This window comes from Enterobacter sp. BNK-14, assembly GCF_047456095.1.
In the GTDB taxonomy this organism is placed as follows: Bacteria; Pseudomonadota; Gammaproteobacteria; order Enterobacterales; family Enterobacteriaceae; genus Enterobacter; species Enterobacter kobei.
This window is the reverse complement of sequence record NZ_CP179897.1, coordinates 192,397-209,489: the sequence shown is the minus strand read 5'-3', so window position 1 is coordinate 209,489 and position 17,093 is coordinate 192,397. Positions and strand designations below refer to the sequence as shown.

Annotated in this window: 17 protein-coding genes; 11 read left to right on the top strand and 6 right to left on the bottom strand. The window is 55.8% G+C overall.

Features of this window, described 5'->3' with window-relative positions; all coding sequences use genetic code 11:
* Nucleotides 1-262 precede the first annotated feature (262 nt).
* Nucleotides 263-616: a helix-turn-helix domain-containing protein gene (locus ACMGGM_RS01055; RefSeq protein WP_014883647.1), complete on the top strand. Its 354-nt coding sequence runs from the start codon at nt 263-265 to the stop codon at nt 614-616.
* 69 nt (nt 617-685) lie between these two features.
* A complete protein-coding gene (locus ACMGGM_RS01050) occupies nt 686-1,000 on the top strand; it encodes a YebG family protein (RefSeq protein WP_014883646.1) in 315 nt (104 codons plus the stop codon).
* Nucleotides 1,001-1,011: 11 nt separating this feature from the next.
* Here ACMGGM_RS01050 and catA read toward each other — a convergent pair whose 3' ends face one another.
* Both catA and ACMGGM_RS01040 read right to left on the bottom strand, forming a co-directional pair.
* A complete protein-coding gene (gene catA, locus ACMGGM_RS01045; RefSeq protein WP_045134998.1) occupies nt 1,012-1,686 on the bottom strand; it encodes a type A chloramphenicol O-acetyltransferase in 675 nt (224 codons plus the stop codon).
* A 112-nt stretch (nt 1,687-1,798) separates the two neighbouring features.
* Complete coding sequence (locus ACMGGM_RS01040) at nt 1,799-2,683, bottom strand: LysR family transcriptional regulator (RefSeq protein ID WP_032636721.1); 885 nt, start codon at nt 2,681-2,683, stop codon at nt 1,799-1,801.
* Nucleotides 2,684-2,797: 114 nt separating this feature from the next.
* On the opposite strand from ACMGGM_RS01040, the gene ACMGGM_RS01035 reads away from it, so the two are divergent.
* From ACMGGM_RS01035 to clcB, 8 genes are all read left to right on the top strand, one after another.
* Complete coding sequence (locus tag ACMGGM_RS01035) at nt 2,798-3,925, top strand: alpha/beta hydrolase (protein ID WP_045134997.1); 1,128 nt, start codon at nt 2,798-2,800, stop codon at nt 3,923-3,925.
* A 50-nt stretch (nt 3,926-3,975) separates the two neighbouring features.
* Nucleotides 3,976-5,175: an MFS transporter gene (locus tag ACMGGM_RS01030; protein WP_047626300.1), complete on the top strand. Its 1,200-nt coding sequence runs from the start codon at nt 3,976-3,978 to the stop codon at nt 5,173-5,175.
* Between the two features lie 169 nt (nt 5,176-5,344).
* Nucleotides 5,345-6,088, top strand: a complete 744-nt coding sequence (locus tag ACMGGM_RS01025; protein WP_014883641.1) for a YoaK family protein — start codon at nt 5,345-5,347, stop codon at nt 6,086-6,088.
* Nucleotides 6,089-6,361: 273 nt separating this feature from the next.
* Nucleotides 6,362-7,072: an osmoprotectant ABC transporter permease OsmY gene (gene osmY / locus ACMGGM_RS01020; RefSeq protein WP_045134995.1), complete on the top strand. Its 711-nt coding sequence runs from the start codon at nt 6,362-6,364 to the stop codon at nt 7,070-7,072.
* An 18-nt stretch (nt 7,073-7,090) separates the two neighbouring features.
* Nucleotides 7,091-7,990, top strand: coding sequence for an osmoprotectant ABC transporter substrate-binding protein OsmX (gene osmX, locus ACMGGM_RS01015; protein WP_414149083.1), 900 nt, complete (start codon nt 7,091-7,093; stop codon nt 7,988-7,990).
* A gap of 8 nt (nt 7,991-7,998) precedes the next feature.
* Complete coding sequence (osmW, locus tag ACMGGM_RS01010) at nt 7,999-8,646, top strand: osmoprotectant ABC transporter permease OsmW (RefSeq protein ID WP_014883638.1); 648 nt, start codon at nt 7,999-8,001, stop codon at nt 8,644-8,646.
* Entirely contained in the window at nt 8,646-9,794 is a 1,149-nt protein-coding gene (gene osmV / locus ACMGGM_RS01005) for an osmoprotectant ABC transporter ATP-binding protein OsmV (protein WP_014883637.1), read from the top strand. Before osmW ends, osmV begins: the two co-directional genes overlap by 1 nt.
* 102 nt (nt 9,795-9,896) lie before the next feature.
* Nucleotides 9,897-11,207, top strand: a complete 1,311-nt coding sequence (clcB, locus tag ACMGGM_RS01000; RefSeq protein WP_059287935.1) for a voltage-gated ClC-type chloride channel ClcB — start codon at nt 9,897-9,899, stop codon at nt 11,205-11,207.
* Here clcB and bioD read toward each other — a convergent pair.
* From bioD to ACMGGM_RS00985, 3 genes are all read right to left on the bottom strand, one after another.
* Nucleotides 11,142-11,837: a dethiobiotin synthase gene (gene bioD, locus ACMGGM_RS00995; protein WP_014883635.1), complete on the bottom strand. Its 696-nt coding sequence runs from the start codon at nt 11,835-11,837 to the stop codon at nt 11,142-11,144. The two genes, clcB and bioD, sit on opposite strands and share 66 nt — an antisense overlap.
* A gap of 130 nt (nt 11,838-11,967) precedes the next feature.
* The gene (gene mlc, locus ACMGGM_RS00990) at nt 11,968-13,188 is read right to left on the bottom strand and encodes a sugar metabolism global transcriptional regulator Mlc (protein ID WP_023330287.1); all 1,221 of its coding nucleotides are present in this window, start codon (nt 13,186-13,188) and stop codon (nt 11,968-11,970) included.
* Between the two features lie 120 nt (nt 13,189-13,308).
* Nucleotides 13,309-14,214: a LysR family transcriptional regulator gene (locus ACMGGM_RS00985; protein WP_014883633.1), complete on the bottom strand. Its 906-nt coding sequence runs from the start codon at nt 14,212-14,214 to the stop codon at nt 13,309-13,311.
* A 121-nt stretch (nt 14,215-14,335) separates the two neighbouring features.
* On the opposite strand from ACMGGM_RS00985, the gene ACMGGM_RS00980 reads away from it, so the two are divergent.
* Entirely contained in the window at nt 14,336-15,589 is a 1,254-nt protein-coding gene (locus ACMGGM_RS00980; protein WP_014883632.1) for an MFS transporter, read from the top strand.
* A gap of 75 nt (nt 15,590-15,664) precedes the next feature.
* Here ACMGGM_RS00980 and ACMGGM_RS00975 read toward each other — a convergent pair whose 3' ends face one another.
* Nucleotides 15,665-17,056, bottom strand: coding sequence for an APC family permease (locus tag ACMGGM_RS00975; protein WP_014883631.1), 1,392 nt, complete (start codon nt 17,054-17,056; stop codon nt 15,665-15,667).
* Nucleotides 17,057-17,093 lie beyond the last annotated feature (37 nt).

Sequence of the window (17,093 nt, the reverse complement as noted above, 5' to 3'; positions counted from 1 at the left end):
TGGCTTAAGGCCATTTGTGTCGTTCATCGCCACAAAACTGTAACAGTTGCGAATACACTATTCGCGGCGATTGTAGGAAGGCGCTTAACTAAGTGCAAGAATAATTGTTGCACTTTATGTGCTATTCGATCGGATGTTAAAAAGGCCCGTTTCAGGTAAGGATTTAAATGCAACAATAAAACTTGCAATTACTGCAAAAACGCGCCACCTTTAAATGCAACAGATAAAGATACCATTTAACAGGCTGCGTGGAGGTAACCCGATGAACACGGGCGCATTTATGCATGATTTACTCGACTGGATTGACAACAACCTTGATAGCCGTCTGGATATTGAGTCCGTCGCCAGGCGCTCCGGCTATTCGAAATGGCACCTTCAGCGACTGTTTAAAGAACATACGGGCTACCCTCTCGCCGGGTACATTCGCGCGCAAAAGCTGCAAAAATCCGTGGAGCGCTTAACCCACAGCGACGAACCGATTCTGAACGTGGCGATCGCGTTGGGTTTTGACTCTCAGCAATCCTTCAACCGCAGTTTTAAACGGCAATATGGCCAGGCTCCAGGCGCATGGCGGCGCAGTGTGGCCTGCCGTGAAACCCAGCAGGCGCACACGTAACGCACATTTTGCTGCAACTTTTTCCGGCCCCTGTTATACTGTACATAAATACAGTATGAGAGGTGCATGATGGCTGTTGAAACAAAATATGTTGTCGTAAGAAAAGGTGAAGAGAAAATGACATTTGCCAGTAAGAAAGAGGCTGACGCTCACGACAAACTGCTTGATATGGCAGAGGCGTTTACCGACTGGCTTTTGCAAAGCGGAATGCAGATGGATGAAACGCAGGCTGAAGATCTTGGCCTGTATCTCGCCGAGCAGAAAGATGCCGTGCAGCATATTTTGCGAACCAGTAAGCTCCCGGCTCTTGATACCCCTGCTGACGATAAAACCGAGTCAGGTGCAGCTGACAGTAAAAAAATCAGGGCGGTTAAAGCGGCCTGATGGCCACATCATCATTCCTGTTGCCCGGTCTGCTGTGGTAACGCATCGCAGACCTCTTGTAACTCATTAAAAAACCTTGCCACATGGAAACCATCGCAGACAGAATGATGTACCTGAACGGCGAGAGGTAATAATACCCTGCCCTCTTGCTCGTAATATTTTCCAAGCGTAAACATAGGGGCAAAAAAGTTTTTCATATTAGCCACGCTAACGCTGAAGCTCGTAAAACTTACCCACGGAATGCCGGATATAAAAAAGATATTTTCCCTGGATTCTTCTTTTGGCCAATACGCAAGTTTATCGCCATAGCGAGCCATGTCTTCAGAATAGGTTTTCTGAAAGTGCTGTATATCGCCATCGTAATGACTCCATAATGATGAAAAGGTCTCTGTTTCATTATGGAAAATCGTATAATTTGGATGAATTTCATTCCATATGACAAGCTCATTGTCCTTCATGGCCATACGGAATTCTGGGTGACGGTTAACGATTTTAGCAACGAGAAAAATAATCGTCGGATAAAACTTCCAGCCAACGTTTTTAATATGGCTTAGCAGCACGGTAATATCGACCAACACAGTCTGGTTAAACGTCGATTGAGCAAACCCCTGAAATACCTCAAAATGCTCCTTTCTTGCCCAACGGGATAAATCAACAGCCGTATATTCCGGGATTATTTTTTCCATTTTTAAGCCTTTGTTGAGCAAGCAGATCTTGACGTTAGCCTAAGTTTTTTTCCTGACTTAAGCAAGCAGGGGCCTGCAGTTCACATGTCGAAGAAAAACACGTTCACAGAAATTACATTTTCAGCGTATCAATAACGGCCCTCAAAGCCGGCGACACGTTGCGGTGGGGATAATAAAGATACAGCCCGTCCATGCGCAGGCTATAGCGCTGCAATACGCGGATAAGCGTTCCTTTTTCAAGATCATCAGCCACCAGCTCAAGTGGAACATAAGCCAGCCCAAGCCCAAGACGGGCGGCTTGGGCTTCCATATAGCTGTCTGACAATGCCCACTGCCCTTCTGGCCGATGGGTGATTTTTTTCCCGTCCTCGACCAGTTCCCACTGATAATCACTTCCATCAGCAAACTGATAGGCAATACAGGGATGCGCCACTAAATCAGCTGGCGTCTGGGGAAAACCATAACGCCTGAAGTGCCCCGGTGCAGCCACTACGGCCATTTCCATATCGGGCGTGATGCGCACCGCAATCATTCCCTGACTGACCTCAGCTCCCAGCCTGACACCCGCATCAAACCGCTCGGTGATGATGTCGACGAAGCGGCTTTCATTTATGAGTTCCAGCCTGATATCCGGGTAACGCTGTTTAAAAATGGCGAGCTTTGGCAGCAGGCATTTGTCGATGGCATGCTGACTGGCGTTAATGCGCACCGTGCCGGACGGTGTCTGACGATAATGTGCGAGGGTCGCCAGACCCGAATCAAGTGCATCGAACGCGGATTCGGCTGTCTGATAGAGCTGCTCTCCGGCGTGGGTTAACGACAGCTTACGCGTGGTGCGAACGAGAAGCTGGACGCCCAACCGCTCCTCCAGCTCGCGCACCGAGCGGCTCACCCCGGATTGCGCCAGCCCAAGCCGCTGCGCAGCCGCGGTGAAACTTCCCTCCCGCACCACCTGCATAAACAGATACAGCTCATTGTAGTTTTCTCGCTTCGCCATTACGCCCCGCAATTCATAACAATTTGATATTAATTCTAGCAGATTATGGCCTCTAATCAGCACTCATTCTGCTAACTATAATGGCCGCAACACAACACCGCAGGGTATCGATACATGAAAACATTCACCCAAAAACTGTCTGTTGCGATGCTGCTATGCGCATCATTAAGTGGAGTGACAACCATGAGTTATGCAGAAGCCACCAATCCTAACGCCCCCGTCTCGATGGTTACAGCCTGGGACAAAACCTTTGCCAAAAGTGACCGGGTTGACCACCGTAAGGTCTCCTTCCAGAACCGTTACGGTATTACCCTGGTAGGCGATCTCTATCTTCCTAAAAACCGTGGCGACCGTAAGCTGGCAGCGATTGCCGTCAGCGGGCCATTTGGCGCGGTCAAAGAACAGTCCAGCGGTCTCTACGCGCAGACCCTGGCGGAAAAGGGGTTTGTAACCCTGGCGTTCGACCCTTCCTGGACGGGCGAAAGTGGCGGCCAGCCGCGCAACGTCGCGTCACCGGACGTCAACACCGAAGACTTTAGCGCCGCGGTTGATTTCCTGGGCGTGCAGAAAGAGGTCGACCGTAACCGCATTGGCATCCTTGGGATCTGCGGCTGGGGCGGTATGGCGCTGAATGCGGCATCCATGGATACGCGCATCAAAGCTGTCGCCACCAGCGTAATGTATGACATGAGCCGGGCGATGGGTCACGGCGTAGGCGACGGCAAAGATCGTTATTCTTCGGCAGATCGCCATGCTGTGCTGCAGTACCTGAATGAACAGCGCTGGAAGGATGCCGGGAACGGCACCTTTGCACAGGGCGGCCATGACATTTATGTTGACGAGAACGGCAAAGTGACCGCGTCAGAACGTATTCTGCCAGAAGCCTTGCCCGCCAACCCGAATCCGGTGCTGAAAGAGTTTTATGACTACTACCGCATGCCGCGTGGCTTCCACGCGCGTTCCGTCAACTCAACCGGCGCATGGACGGCAACTATGCCGCTCTCGTTCATGAACATGCCGCTGCTGAGCTATGCCGGAGAGATCGCTATCCCGACGCTTATCGTGACCGGCGAAAAGGCGCACTCCCGTTATTTCGCCGAAGATGCGTTTAACGCGGTCGGCAGCAAGCAGAAAGAACTGGTGATTGTCCCGGGCGCCAACCATGTCGATCTCTACGACAATGCTGCCGGGAAGATCCCATTCGCTCAGTTTGAACAATTCTTTAAAAACAGCCTGAAATAAACCTCCCTGCTGCCCGTTTCGACGGGCGGCTCTCTTCGCGAAATCAGACGATGTCCACATTAAACCACACCACTTCACAGCATGAGGAACATGCGTACTGGGGAGGCATTTTTGCCATGACCCTTTGCGTATTCGTCCTGATTGCCTCGGAATTTATGCCCGTGAGCCTGCTCACCCCGCTTGCCGCAGATTTAGGCGTGACGGAGGGGCTTGCAGGCCAGGGCATTGCTATCTCCGGCGCGCTGGCGGTACTGACCAGCCTCTTCCTCTCCCGGCTTGCCGGGAATATGAATCGTAAACACCTTCTGCTGGGCATGACGATACTGATGGCGCTCTCGGGGCTCATTATTGCCTTCGCCCAGAACTATCAGACGTATATGACCGGTCGCGCGCTGATCGGCATCGCCATCGGCGGGTTCTGGTCCATGTCGGCGGCAACGGCTATTCGCCTGGTTCCCCATCATCAGGTCACGCGCGCGCTGGCTATTTTCAACGGTGGTAACGCGCTGGCAACGGTCGTGGCCGCCCCGCTAGGCAGCTACCTGGGTGCAACCATTGGCTGGCGCGGTGCCTTCCTTTGTCTGGTGCCCGTGGCAATCGCCGCATTCCTGTGGCAGTACGTTAGCCTGCCAAATATGAGCGGGCGTAAAAACGGTGCGTCAGGTGAAGGCGTCTTTCGGCTATTTCGCCAGCCTGTCGTATCCGTCGGTCTGATAGCCTGCAGCCTGTTCTTTATGGGACAGTTTGCGCTGTTTACCTATGTGCGCCCATTTCTCGAGACCGTCACGCACGTCAGCGCCTCCGGGCTATCGCTGATTTTGCTCGCCATCGGCATTGCCGGATTTGTTGGCACCCTTCTCGTTACTCTGGTTCTGAACGCGGCGTTTTACCTGACGTTAATAGCGATTCCACTGCTGATGGCCGCCATCGCTGGCGCGTTGATTTTGACCGGGCATAACGTGTGGATTGTTGCCCTGCTGTCAGGCTTGTGGGGAATGCTGGCGACGGCAGCACCGACGGGCTGGTGGGCGTGGGTCGCCCGAACGCTACCGGAGGATGCCGAAGCGGGCGGAGGGTTAATGGTCGCGGTGATCCAGCTCGCCATTGCACTGGGTTCAACGGCGGGCGGTATGGTGTTTGATCGCCTCGGCTGGCAGAGCACGTTTGCCCTGAGCGGCATAGTGCTGCTTTGTGCAGCTGCGTTGACGTTTATGCTTTCACGCCTCCGCGAAAGCGCCTCATGGAAATAACGGCGTAGCGTGAGGTTTCAGTTTGGAATACTTTTCGTAAGGATATTTTATTTAATTACTAAACCCTCAACGTCGCCAGAGGGAATAATAATTAAGCAATATCCTGGACAGCCCGTCGACACGCTTTGCTAGCCTGATTATTCAGGCAAAGCTCACCCCGGAGGTATTCTTGCTGATTAAACTCAAGAAAGAACGAACGCACCAGGAGGATCGCCGGCTTGCTCTCTGGCTGGCGACCTCAGCAGGTTTGCTCAACGCCATTGCCCTTGGGGCCTTTGGCTTTTTCCCCTCTCATATGACCGGCAACACCTCACAATTATCCAGCGAAGTCTCCTCCACCGATCTGAGCGATATCATTTTCTTTGGCTCGATTATTCTCTCCTTTGTGGCGGGTGCAATCCTTGCGCGTCTTATCGTGATATGGGGCATTATCCATAATGTCAGGCTGGTTTTTTGCCAAATCCTTTTTGTCGAAGGGATATTATTAACCGGCGTATCTCTCTACGAGATGTATTTCCATGCGCTCACCAGCAACCGCGAGATAATTATTTTCCTGTGCTGTCTGATGGGCATTCATAATTCAACCTCCACACAGCTTTCCGGCGGACGGGTGAGATCGACGCACATTACCGGCACGCTGACGGACGCGGGAATTTCCCTGGCCTCCGTCACGGTTGCCATGCTTCGCAGGGATTACTCCAAAGATACCGCGGCACAAAAAAGTCAGTTGAAAACCCACTTAACCACCCTTTTCTCGTTCATTACCGGGGGTATCGCCGGGTTACTGCTCTTCAGATGGGTTGGCTTCAACGCCATGCTGGCGCTCGGGTTGATGCTCTCCGTTGTCGCGACCGTATCGATTATCAGTATCTCAGTGCGTGTTCGCCGTGTACGCCCCCTACTCAGCAGATAAAGCTCTCAGGCAGGGTGACAGGAACATCGCGATACGTGACCCTGTCACTTTATGGGCTGCGCTTTAGGACTATTCTGCCTGCGCCATATTCAGCCCTTACGCCATAAGGCCTGACTTAAGGTTGTCACGCTTTTCATAGGGTTACTGATTTTCCCCCTTCGCTGGAACCCTTCCCAAACGCTTGCTATAGGTCAATTACCCCTGCCGAAACATGGCATAACAACAGGCAACCGGTGGTTGCTATAACGCATGCGCACAGGGAGACACACCGCAATGCACTCATTACTCAAACGTTCGCTGCTGTTTGTTGGCGCGATTATCATGGTTCTTGCCCTTCTCATCTGGGGGATCGGACTTGAGACAATCAAGGCGCGTCAGGTTGACCTGATTTATCTCGGGCAACAGCACATGATCCTGGTTTTCTCGTCGATGTTTTTTGCCCTGCTGGTCGGTATTCCGGCCGGTATCCTGCTGAGCCGCCCGGCCGCGCGGGGTATCGCCGAATATGTGATGCAAATTTTCAACGTGGGTAACACGCTGCCACCGCTGGCCGTGCTGGCCCTGGCGATGGTGGTGATTGGCATCGGCGATACGCCCGCCATCATCGCGCTGTTTCTTGCCTCGCTGCTGCCCATTGTGCGCAATACCTACGCGGGACTGTGTTCCGTTCCGGCCTCGTTACTTGAAGCCGCAAACGGGATCGGGATGACCAAATGGCAGCGTCTGCGTCAGGTTGAATTGCCCAACGCCTGGCCCGTCATGCTCTCCGGGATCCGCATCGCCACCGCCATCAACGTCGGTACCGCGCCGCTGGCCTTCCTGATTGGTGCCAGCAGCTACGGTGAGCTGATTTTCCCCGGCATCTATCTGAACGATTTTCCGACCCTGATCCTCGGCGCGGCGGCCACCGCCCTGTTCGCCCTGATCCTCGACACCCTGCTGGCGGCGCTGGGTCGCGTGATGAGCCCCCATCTCGCTCAATAACAATAACAAGGAGCTTTTATGAGACTGTTTTCCGGCCTGACGGCGCTGTGCGCCGCGGCGCTCTTCACCAGCCAGGCAATAGCAGCCCCGCTGATCCTGGCAACCAAAAGCTTTACCGAGCAGCATATTCTCTCGGCCATGACCGTGCAGTATTTACAGAAGAAAGGATTCCAGGTACAGCCGCAAACCAATATCGCCACGGTGATTTCCCGTAACGCGATGATCAACAAACAGATCGATATGACCTGGGAGTACACCGGCACGTCATTAATCATCTTTAACCACATCAACAAACGCATGTCGCCGCAGGAGTCTTACGAGACGGTGAAACGCCTGGACGCAAAGTACGGTCTGGTATGGCTTAAACCCGCTGACATGAACAATACCTATGCTTTCGCCATGCAGCGCAAGCGCGCCGAGGCGGAACACATCAACACCATGTCAGAGATGGTGGCGAAGATTGAGCAGATCCGTCAAACCAACCCGGAAAAAAACTGGCTGCTGGGCCTGGACCTGGAATTTGCCGGGCGCAGCGACGGCATGAAGCCGCTGCAGGCCGCCTATAACATGACGCTGGACCGCCCGCAGATCCGTCAGATGGACCCGGGACTGGTCTATAACGCGGTGCGCGACGGCTTTGTCGACGCCGGTCTGATTTACACCACCGACGGGCGCGTGAAGGGCTTTGACCTGAAGGTGCTGGAAGATGATAAAGGCTTCTTCCCGAGCTATGCGGTCACTCCGGTGGTGCGTAAAGACACGCTGGAGGCTAATCCGGGTCTGGAAGAGGCGCTCAATACCCTCTCCGCCCAGCTCAACAACGACGTTATCACCGAGCTGAACAAGAAGGTGGATATCGACCATCAGTCACCGCAGCAGGTCGCCCGTGATTTCCTGCGTAGCAAACAGTTGCTGTAGGAGGCGCTATGGATACCGTTCACTACATCCTGGATAACTGGGACTATCTGTTAACCCTGACGCTGCAGCACCTGTGGCTGGTGGCGCTGGCCGTGGGTTTAGCCATCCTCATCGGCGTCCCGCTGGGCGTTCTGATTGTCCGTCATAAATGGCTGGCAACGCCAGTACTGGGCATCGCTACCATCGTGCTGACCATTCCGTCCATCGCCCTGTTTGGTCTGATGATCCCGCTCTTTTCGCTGATCGGTCAGGGTATCGGCGCCCTGCCCGCGATTACGGCGGTGTTTCTCTACTCGCTGCTGCCGATTGTACGTAACACCCATACGGCGCTCGACAGCCTGCCGCCGGGGCTGCGTGAAGCCGGACGGGGCATCGGCATGACCTTCTGGCAGCGTCTGCGCTGGGTGGAAATCCCGATGGCGCTGCCGGTAATTTTCGGTGGGATCCGTACCGCCGTCGTCATGAATATTGGCGTGATGGCGATTGCCGCGGTAATCGGCGCGGGTGGCCTGGGCCTGCTGCTGCTCAATGGTATTGGCGGAAGTGATATTCGCATGTTGATTGCGGGCGCGCTGATGATTTGTCTTTTAGCTATTGTGCTTGACTGGCTGCTGCACCGTTTGCAGGTGGTTCTGACTCCAAAGGGGATTCGATAATGATAAAACTGGAAAACCTCACCAAACACTTTTCACAGAAGCACGGCCAGACCTTTAAGGCCGTCGATAACGTCAACCTGAACGTCCCCGAAGGGGAAATGTGTGTCCTGCTCGGCCCGTCCGGCTGCGGGAAAACCACGACACTGAAGATGATTAACCGCCTTATCACACCCAGCAGCGGAACAATCCTCATTAACGGTGAAGACACCAGCGGGATGGACACGGTGACCCTGCGCCGCAATATTGGCTACGTGATCCAGCAGATTGGCCTGTTCCCGAACATGACTATCGAAGAGAACATCACCGTTGTACCGCGCATGCTGGGCTGGGATAAAGCGCGCTGCAAAACCCGCGCCGAAGAGCTGATGGATATGGTGGCAATGGATCCGCGTAAGTTTCTTAGCCGCTATCCGCGCGAGATGTCCGGCGGCCAGCAGCAACGTATCGGCGTCATCCGCGCCCTGGCGGCGGATCCTCCGGTACTGCTGATGGATGAACCGTTCGGCGCGGTGGACCCCATCAACCGCGAGGTGATCCAGAACCAGTTCCTGGAGATGCAGCGCAAGCTGAAGAAAACGGTGATGCTGGTCAGCCACGATATTGATGAAGCCCTGAAGCTCGGCGACCGAATCGCAGTCTTCCGTCAGGGGAAAATCGTGCAGTGTGCCAGCCCGGATGAACTGCTGGCAAAACCGGCCAATGAATTTGTCGGCTCGTTTGTTGGTCAGGACAGGACGCTGAAGCGGCTGCTGCTGGTCTCCGCAGGAGACGTCACCGACCAGCAGCCGACCATTACGGCGCGGAGCTCTACGCCGCTTCCTGAAGCCTTTGCCACGATGGACGACAATGATATTCGCGCAATTACCGTGGTCGACGAGCACGGAAAACCGCTCGGCTTTGTGAAACGTCGCGAAGCGCGCAACGCCAGCGGTACCTGTGCCGACATCCTGCATCCGTTCCGCATGACCGGCAAGGCGGAAGACAACCTGCGCGTCGTGTTGTCACGTCTGTATGAAAGCAATACCAGCTGGATGCCGATCGTGGATGAGGACGGGCGTTACAACGGTGAGATTTCGCAGGACTATATTGCCGAGTACCTGAGTTCCGGGCGTACGCGTCGGGCACTGAATATTCATAGCGACAGTTAACCCTTCTGGCCGGGCCTCGCCCGGCGCTTTCGCACGCATACCTTTTGCTAACCCCGCGATTTCCCGCCACAATATTGTATCGTTCCCCTGTAATCGCGACCCATGCAACGTCTTCATGCTTACCCCGACATCCGGGCGATGTTTCGCCGACTGTTGATTGCCACCGTCACCGGCGTGCTGGCGGCGCTGGCCGTTGCGGTGTTTCGTCACAGCATGTACCTGCTGGAGTGGCTGCTTCTCAGCAACGACAGCGGTAGCCTGGTGAATGCCGCCGCATCGCTCTCGTCCTGGCGGCGCGCGCTGACGCCTGCGCTGGGTGGGCTGGCCGCCGGGGTACTGCTCTGGGGATGGCAACGACTGACCGCCCAGCGGCCTCACGCGCCAACCGATTACATGGAGGCGCTGGAGACCGGGGACGGCCAGTTTGATTACGGTGCCAGCCTTGTAAAATCCCTGGCGTCGCTGCTGGTCGTCGCCAGCGGAAGCGCCATCGGGCGCGAAGGGGCCATGATCCTGCTTGCCGCTCTCGCCGCCTCCTTTTTCGCTCGCCGTTTTACGCCCAAATCTGAATGGAAGCTCTGGATCGCCTGTGGCGCCGCGGCCGGGATGTCCAGCGCTTATCATGCCCCCTTAGCCGGAAGCCTGTTTATTGCAGAGATTCTGTTTGGCACGCTCATGCTGGCCTCACTCGGCCCCGTGGTTATTGCGGCGGTGGTGGCGCTTCTGACCACGCGCGTGCTGGCACCCGGCGCCAGCACGCTCTATGAAGTCCATCTGAGCGGCATACTGACCGCGACAGATTATGCCCTGCTGGTCGCCATGGGTCTGCTGGCAGGTCTTTGCGGACCCCTGTTGATGTGGCTGATGACGTTTAGCCACGGACTGTTTCTGCGTCTCAAACTTTCGCCGCCGTGGCAGCTGGCGCTGGGGGGGTTGATCGTCGGGCTGCTGTCCCTCCTCACGCCGAAGGTATGGGGGAATGGCTACAGCGTGGTTCAGGCTTTTCTGCTCGCCCCGCCGCTGCTGTCGGTGATTGCCGGAGTGTTTATCTGTAAATTGCTGGCGGTACTGGCCAGCAGCGGTTCGGGTGCACCGGGCGGCGTGTTTACGCCCACGCTGTTTGTCGGCATGGCGACGGGGATGCTGTTTGCGCAGCTTTTCGCGCTGTGGTTACCGGGTTCTGAGACGGCAATATTGCTGGGACTGGCGGGAATGGCAACGCTACTTGCTGCGACCACGCATGCGCCCATTATGTCGGCGCTAATGGTCTGTGAAATGACCGGACAGTATGTTTTACTGCCCGGTTTACTGGTCGCCTGTGTGGTGGCGTCCGTGCTGTCGCGAACGTTACGCCACGACTCGATCTACGGCCAACACGCCGCCGAGGGCAGAGAGATCGATGTACTGCGCTAACTCGCGCTGCTCGGCACGAGGCAGATAAGGCAGCTCCCCCACCAGCGGCCCAGGCAGTTTGGCGCTCAGCACGTCGATGATCTCCGCGTAGTGCGCCAGGCCCGGGTTGATACGGTTTGCCACCCAGCCCACCAGCGGCAGGCCGTCATTGGCAATCGCCTGCGCTGTCAGTAGCGCATGGTTGATACACCCTTCCTGGATACCCACCACCATCACCACCGGAAGCTGTTCCTGGACGACCCACTCAGAGAGCGGACGCAAATCATTCATCAGGCTGCGCCAGCCGCCCGTCCCTTCGACCACCACGTGATCAACCTTCTCGCTCAGGTTCGCCAGCCCGTCGGACAGCAGGGGATAATTAATCAGACCGCTGTGCGCCACGCTGCTCTCCTCTTCGCTTAAGGCAATGGGATTGACCGCCTGATAAGGCAGTTCCAGCGACGAGACGCTTTGCAGCACCAGGGCGTCTTTATTACGCAATCCCTCTGGCGTCTCTTTACTCCCTTTTGCGACCGGTTTGTACCCTGCCACGCGTTTACCGCTTGCTGCAAGCGCCTGCAGCAATGCGCGGGATACGACGGTCTTGCCGACAGAGGTATCTGTACCAGTAACAAAGAAACGCTTAAGCATGACTCACTCCACCTCTTGGGTATGCTTCGAAAATATAAACCAGGTAAATAATTCAGTGGAGGAAGTCTACGGGATGCGTGCGCTACCCGGCTTGAGATAGCGCAATTTTTCGTACATCTGCGGAAAAGAGTTAACCCTGTAACAGGCGGATAAGCAGCGAGCCGTTATACATGGCATCTTTGACCAGCGCCGCGCCTGCCATTGTGCCCTGGTTAGAGAATTGGGTGCTTTCCACCGCAATATTCTTGCTGTAGGCGGGAAGCGACTGCTGATGGATACAGGCCGAGATCGCCGGAAAGAGGATCTCCGCCGCCTGGCTGAGCGGGGAGCCAATCAGGATTTTTTGCGGGTTAAAGAGGTTCACCATAATCGCCAGGATGCGGCCAACGTTATTCCCCACCCCGGTAATAATATCCTTCGCCAGCAAATCTCCCTGACGCGCGGCGGCGCAGAGGGAATCGACCGTTAAGGGTTGGCCGTGCAGCGAGGAGCTCATGGACTGGCTGAGCCTGACCTGCGCCAGCTCCAGCACGCTTTCTACACTGGCAATAGTCTCCAGGCAGCCATGGTTCCCGCAGTAGCAGCGCTTCCCGTACGGGTCGACCTGAGTGTGCCCGATTTCCACCAGGCTGCTGCTCCCGGCGTGAAGAAGACGCCCGTCGGTGATGACACCCGCCCCAACGTTATGGTCGATCACCACCTGAATCACATCACGCGCACCGCGCGACGCGCCAAACAGGGCCTCCGCCATGGTCCAGGCACTGATGTCATGCTGAATATAGACCGGCACGCCGGTATGGTTTTTCAGCACCTCTCCCAGCGGCATCTCTTTAACATCGTCGTAAAACGGCATGCGGTGCACGATGCCGTTTTCGGTATCAATAATGCCCGGCATGGTGATGGCGATTGCCGTTAAGCGTTCCAGCCGCTGCTGATGGCGGATAAAGAAGTTATCGATATGGGAGACAATGGCATCGAGGAGCGATTGTTCCGCGTTGAGCGGCAGCTCAAGCCGATCCTCCACCACCAGTTTGCTGCTCAGATCGCGCAGCGCGAGGAAGATCTCCCCGCGACTGATGCGCAGTGACAGGTAATGCCATGCTTCCGTCTCAACCACCAGCCCGACCGCCGGACGGCCACGGCTGCCCGGCTCCTGAATTTCCGTCTCCTGGACCAGGTGCGCTTCCAGCATTTCACGGACAATCTTGGTGATACTGGCAGGTGCCAGCTGTGCCAGGCGCGAAAGATCGATACGCGAAACCGGACCAAGCTGATCAATCAGGCGGTATACCGCGCCAGCGTTGGTCTGCTTAATCTGATCAATGTGCCCTGGCTGACTATCAGCAACCACCTCGTACTCCCTTATTTTCGAGCTTCGAAATAAACTTTGGGCTATGGTGAAGCACTTCCATAGCTGTCGTCAAATATTTACTTAGCTCTGTGATTTACCGCACATTTTTATCCCTTTTCCCTACCGGTTTTGCCCACCTGAAGCGCTGATTAACTGCTGTTTGAAGCGCTGCGCGGCGTGGCTCTGTTCACGATGTTTTGACCAGACCAGCCACATCTCGGAAACGGCATCCTCTTCGGCGATGGGAACCCAGCGCATTTCGCGCAGTTGTACCCGTTTAAAGGAGGCCGGAAGAATAGAGACCCCCAGTCCGGCGGCGACCAGCCCAATAATGGTCATCGCCTCGCCCACCTCCTGGGTGATAACCGGAGCAAGATCGTAGCGACGCATCAGTCCCAGAATGTCGTCATACAGGCCCGTTCCGACCTGAGGATCAAAAAAGACAAAGGGTTCTTTTGCCAGCTCTGCCAGCGATACCGCCGGACGCGAGGCCAGCGGGTGGTCAAGGGGGATCATAGCCATCAGGGGTTCATGCAGAATTACCTGCCACGCCAGCGTGTCCGGCAGCTGCGTATTCCGCATCAATCCCAAATCCAGTGCGCCTTCATTCAGCGGTGCAATTTGCTCGCGGGTATTAATTTCGCGCGTCTGAATATGCACATCCGGGAAATGGCGACGGAATGAGGAAAGCGTCTGGGAGACGGCGCTGATAAAGGGCGCGGACGACGTAAACCCGATTCGCAGCTCACCGGCTTCTCCGAGGTAAAGCCGCTCTGCACGGGCGGCGGCGTCATCAACCATGCTCAGGATTTGTCGGCTGTCGGTCAGAAACTGCTTACCCGCCGCCGTCAGGCTCACGCTGCGGTTGGTGCGGGCCAGAAGGCGCGCGCCCACCTGCTGTTCGAGGATTTGAATCTGCTGGCTTAACGGGGGCTGAGAGATATTCAGCCGTGCCGCCGCGCGGCCAAAATGCAGCTCCTCAGCAACGGCGACAAAATAGCGAAGATGACGCAGTTCGATATTCATATTTTTAAAGTATCATTTGAGATTATTAATATATTAGACAGAATATTTACATTTTCCTACCCTGATCGTGTGGTCATACCCGTCACCCGAAATCACGGGGATGTTTAAGCAAGGAAACTGTGTGAGCCGTACAACCTCCATTGATATCTCTCCGGCCAGCGATATCAATGATTTACCCGTAGCATCGCAGCCGGTTCAGTTCATTAAACGTGGTACTCCCCAATTTATGCGCGTTACCCTGGCGCTCTTTTCGGCCGGTCTGGCCACGTTTGCCCTGCTCTACTGCGTTCAGCCGATCCTCCCCGTTCTCTCCCATGAGTTTGGCGTATCGCCCGCCAGCAGCAGCGTTTCGCTCTCGATTTCAACCGCGATGCTGGCAATTGGCCTGCTCTTTACCGGCCCTTTGTCCGACGCCATTGGCCGTAAACCGGTGATGGTCACTGCCCTGATGCTGGCCTCGGTCTGTACGTTGCTCTCGACCATGATGACCAGCTGGCACGGCATTCTGGTGATGCGCGCGCTGATCGGGCTGTCGCTCAGCGGCGTGGCCGCGGTCGGGATGACCTATCTCAGCGAAGAGATCCATCCGAGCTTCGTTGCCTTTTCGATGGGGTTGTACATCAGCGGGAATTCAATTGGCGGCATGAGTGGGCGTCTGCTGAGCGGGGTCTTTACGGACTTCTTTAGCTGGCGTATTGCGCTGGCGGTTATCGGGTGTTTCGCGCTGGCATCTGCACTGATGTTCTGGAAAATCCTGCCGGAATCACGCCATTTCCGCCCGATTTCTCTGCGCCCGAAAACGCTGTTTATTAACTTCCGTTTGCACTGGCGTGACAAAGGGTTGCCGCGCCTGTTCCTGATGGGCTTCCTGCTGATGGGGTCATTCGTCACGTTGTTTAACTATATTGGCTATCGCCTGATGCTTTCGCCGTGGCATCTGAATCAGGCCGTGGTCGGTTTGCTTTCTGTGGCTTATCTCACCGGCACGTGGAGTTCGCCGAAAGCCGGGGCGATGACCGCACGCTTCGGCCGCGGGCCGGTCATGCTGGTCTTCACAGCGGTAATGCTGCTCGGCCTGCTGCTGACGCTCTTCTCCTCACTGTGGCTGATTTTTGCCGGGATGCTGCTCTTCTCCGCAGGGTTCTTCGCCGCGCACTCGGTCGCCAGCAGCTGGATTGGCCCGCGCGCGCGTAGAGCCAAAGGACAGGCATCGTCGCTGTACCTGTTTAGCTATTACCTGGGATCCAGCATCGCCGGGACGCTGGGGGGCGTGTTCTGGCATCACTACGGCTGGAACGGCGTGGGCGGGTTTATCGCCCTGATGCTTTGTGCCGCACTGCTGGTGGGGGCAAGTCTTCATCAACGTTTGAGATAATAAGCGTGCGGGCTGATGTCCGGTAAGACGCACGAGCGACCTAAACGGCACCAGCGTACTGGTGCCGTTTATCGTTCAGGAATCCCAGGCCTGCTCTATCTTACCGGCTTCAAACTGCGGAGGCGGTTTTCGGAAACGGCGCGTTAGCCATGTCAGGTAAAGGATCCCCAGTGCCGCCCAGATGAGGCCAAGCGTCAGGGACGTCGCTTCGAGGTTTATCCACAGCACGCCGACCGTTACCGCCCCAATAAGCGGCAGCAGGAGATAGTGGAAACGATCTTTCCACGTTTTGTTCAGCCCCTTACGCCGCCAGAAATGGTTGTACACCGAGAGGTTAACAAACGTAAACGCCACCAGTGCGCCAAAGTTGATCAGCGCCGTTGCGGTCACCAGGTCAAAGTACAGCGCCGACAGGGCCACTATCCCCACCATAATGACGTTCAGGGCCGGGGTACGCCATTTCGGATGCACATAACCAAACACCCGCTCCGGAAAGACGTTGTCACGCCCCATCACATACAATAACCGCGAGACGCTGGCGTGCGAGGCCAGACCCGAAGCCAGCGTATTGACAAAGGTGGTACATAAAAACACCGACTGGAAGAGCTTACCGCCCACGTACAGTGCTATTTCCGGCAGCGCGGCATCCGGGTTCTTGAAACGCGCGATGGTCGGGAAAAAGAGCTGCATGAAGAACGAGGCAATAATGAATATCAGCCCGCCGTACAGCGCGGTCAGGAAAATGGCTTTGGGAATGACCCGTGCCGCGTTTGGCGTCTCTTCCGATAGCGTGGTAACCGCATCAAAACCGAGGAAAGAGAAGCAGACGATGGTCGCGCCGGTAATAATAGGGATCAGATGTGCGTTCTCGCTGATAAACGGCTGCAGCGACCAGACGGTGCCGACCCCTTCTCCCTTGTGCAAGCCATGCACCACGAGGATGACAAACACCACCATAATCGCGACCTGCACCAGCACAAACAGGGTATTAAAGTTGGCGACCAGGTTAACACTCTTCAGATTCGCCAGCGTCAGGATCGTCACAAACCCCACTACCCAGACCCACGGCGGGACCTCAGGGAACATCGCGGAAAGGTAGATCTTCGCCAGCAGCACGTTGATCATCGGCAGGAAGAGATAGTCCAGCAACGATGACCAGCCGACCATAAAGCCCACGTGGGGTCCAATCGATTTCTGCGTGTAGGTATACGCGGAGCCCGCTTCCGGGAACTGCCGTACCAGTTTACCGTAGCTGATGGCGGTAAACATGACGCCAGCCAGCGCCAGGAGATACGAGGCGGGCACGTGGCCGTTGCTGATACCGGACACAATACCGAAGGTATCAAACACGGTCATGGGGGTGAGGTAAGCCAGCCCCATCATCACCACCTGCCAGAGCTTAAGAGAACTGCGCAGTCGGGTTCTGCCGGCCATGCCCGGCGCGTCAAGAGACGTGTTAGTCGCCATACACCGTCCCCCCCATGCTTACCGTGGTTTGCAATCG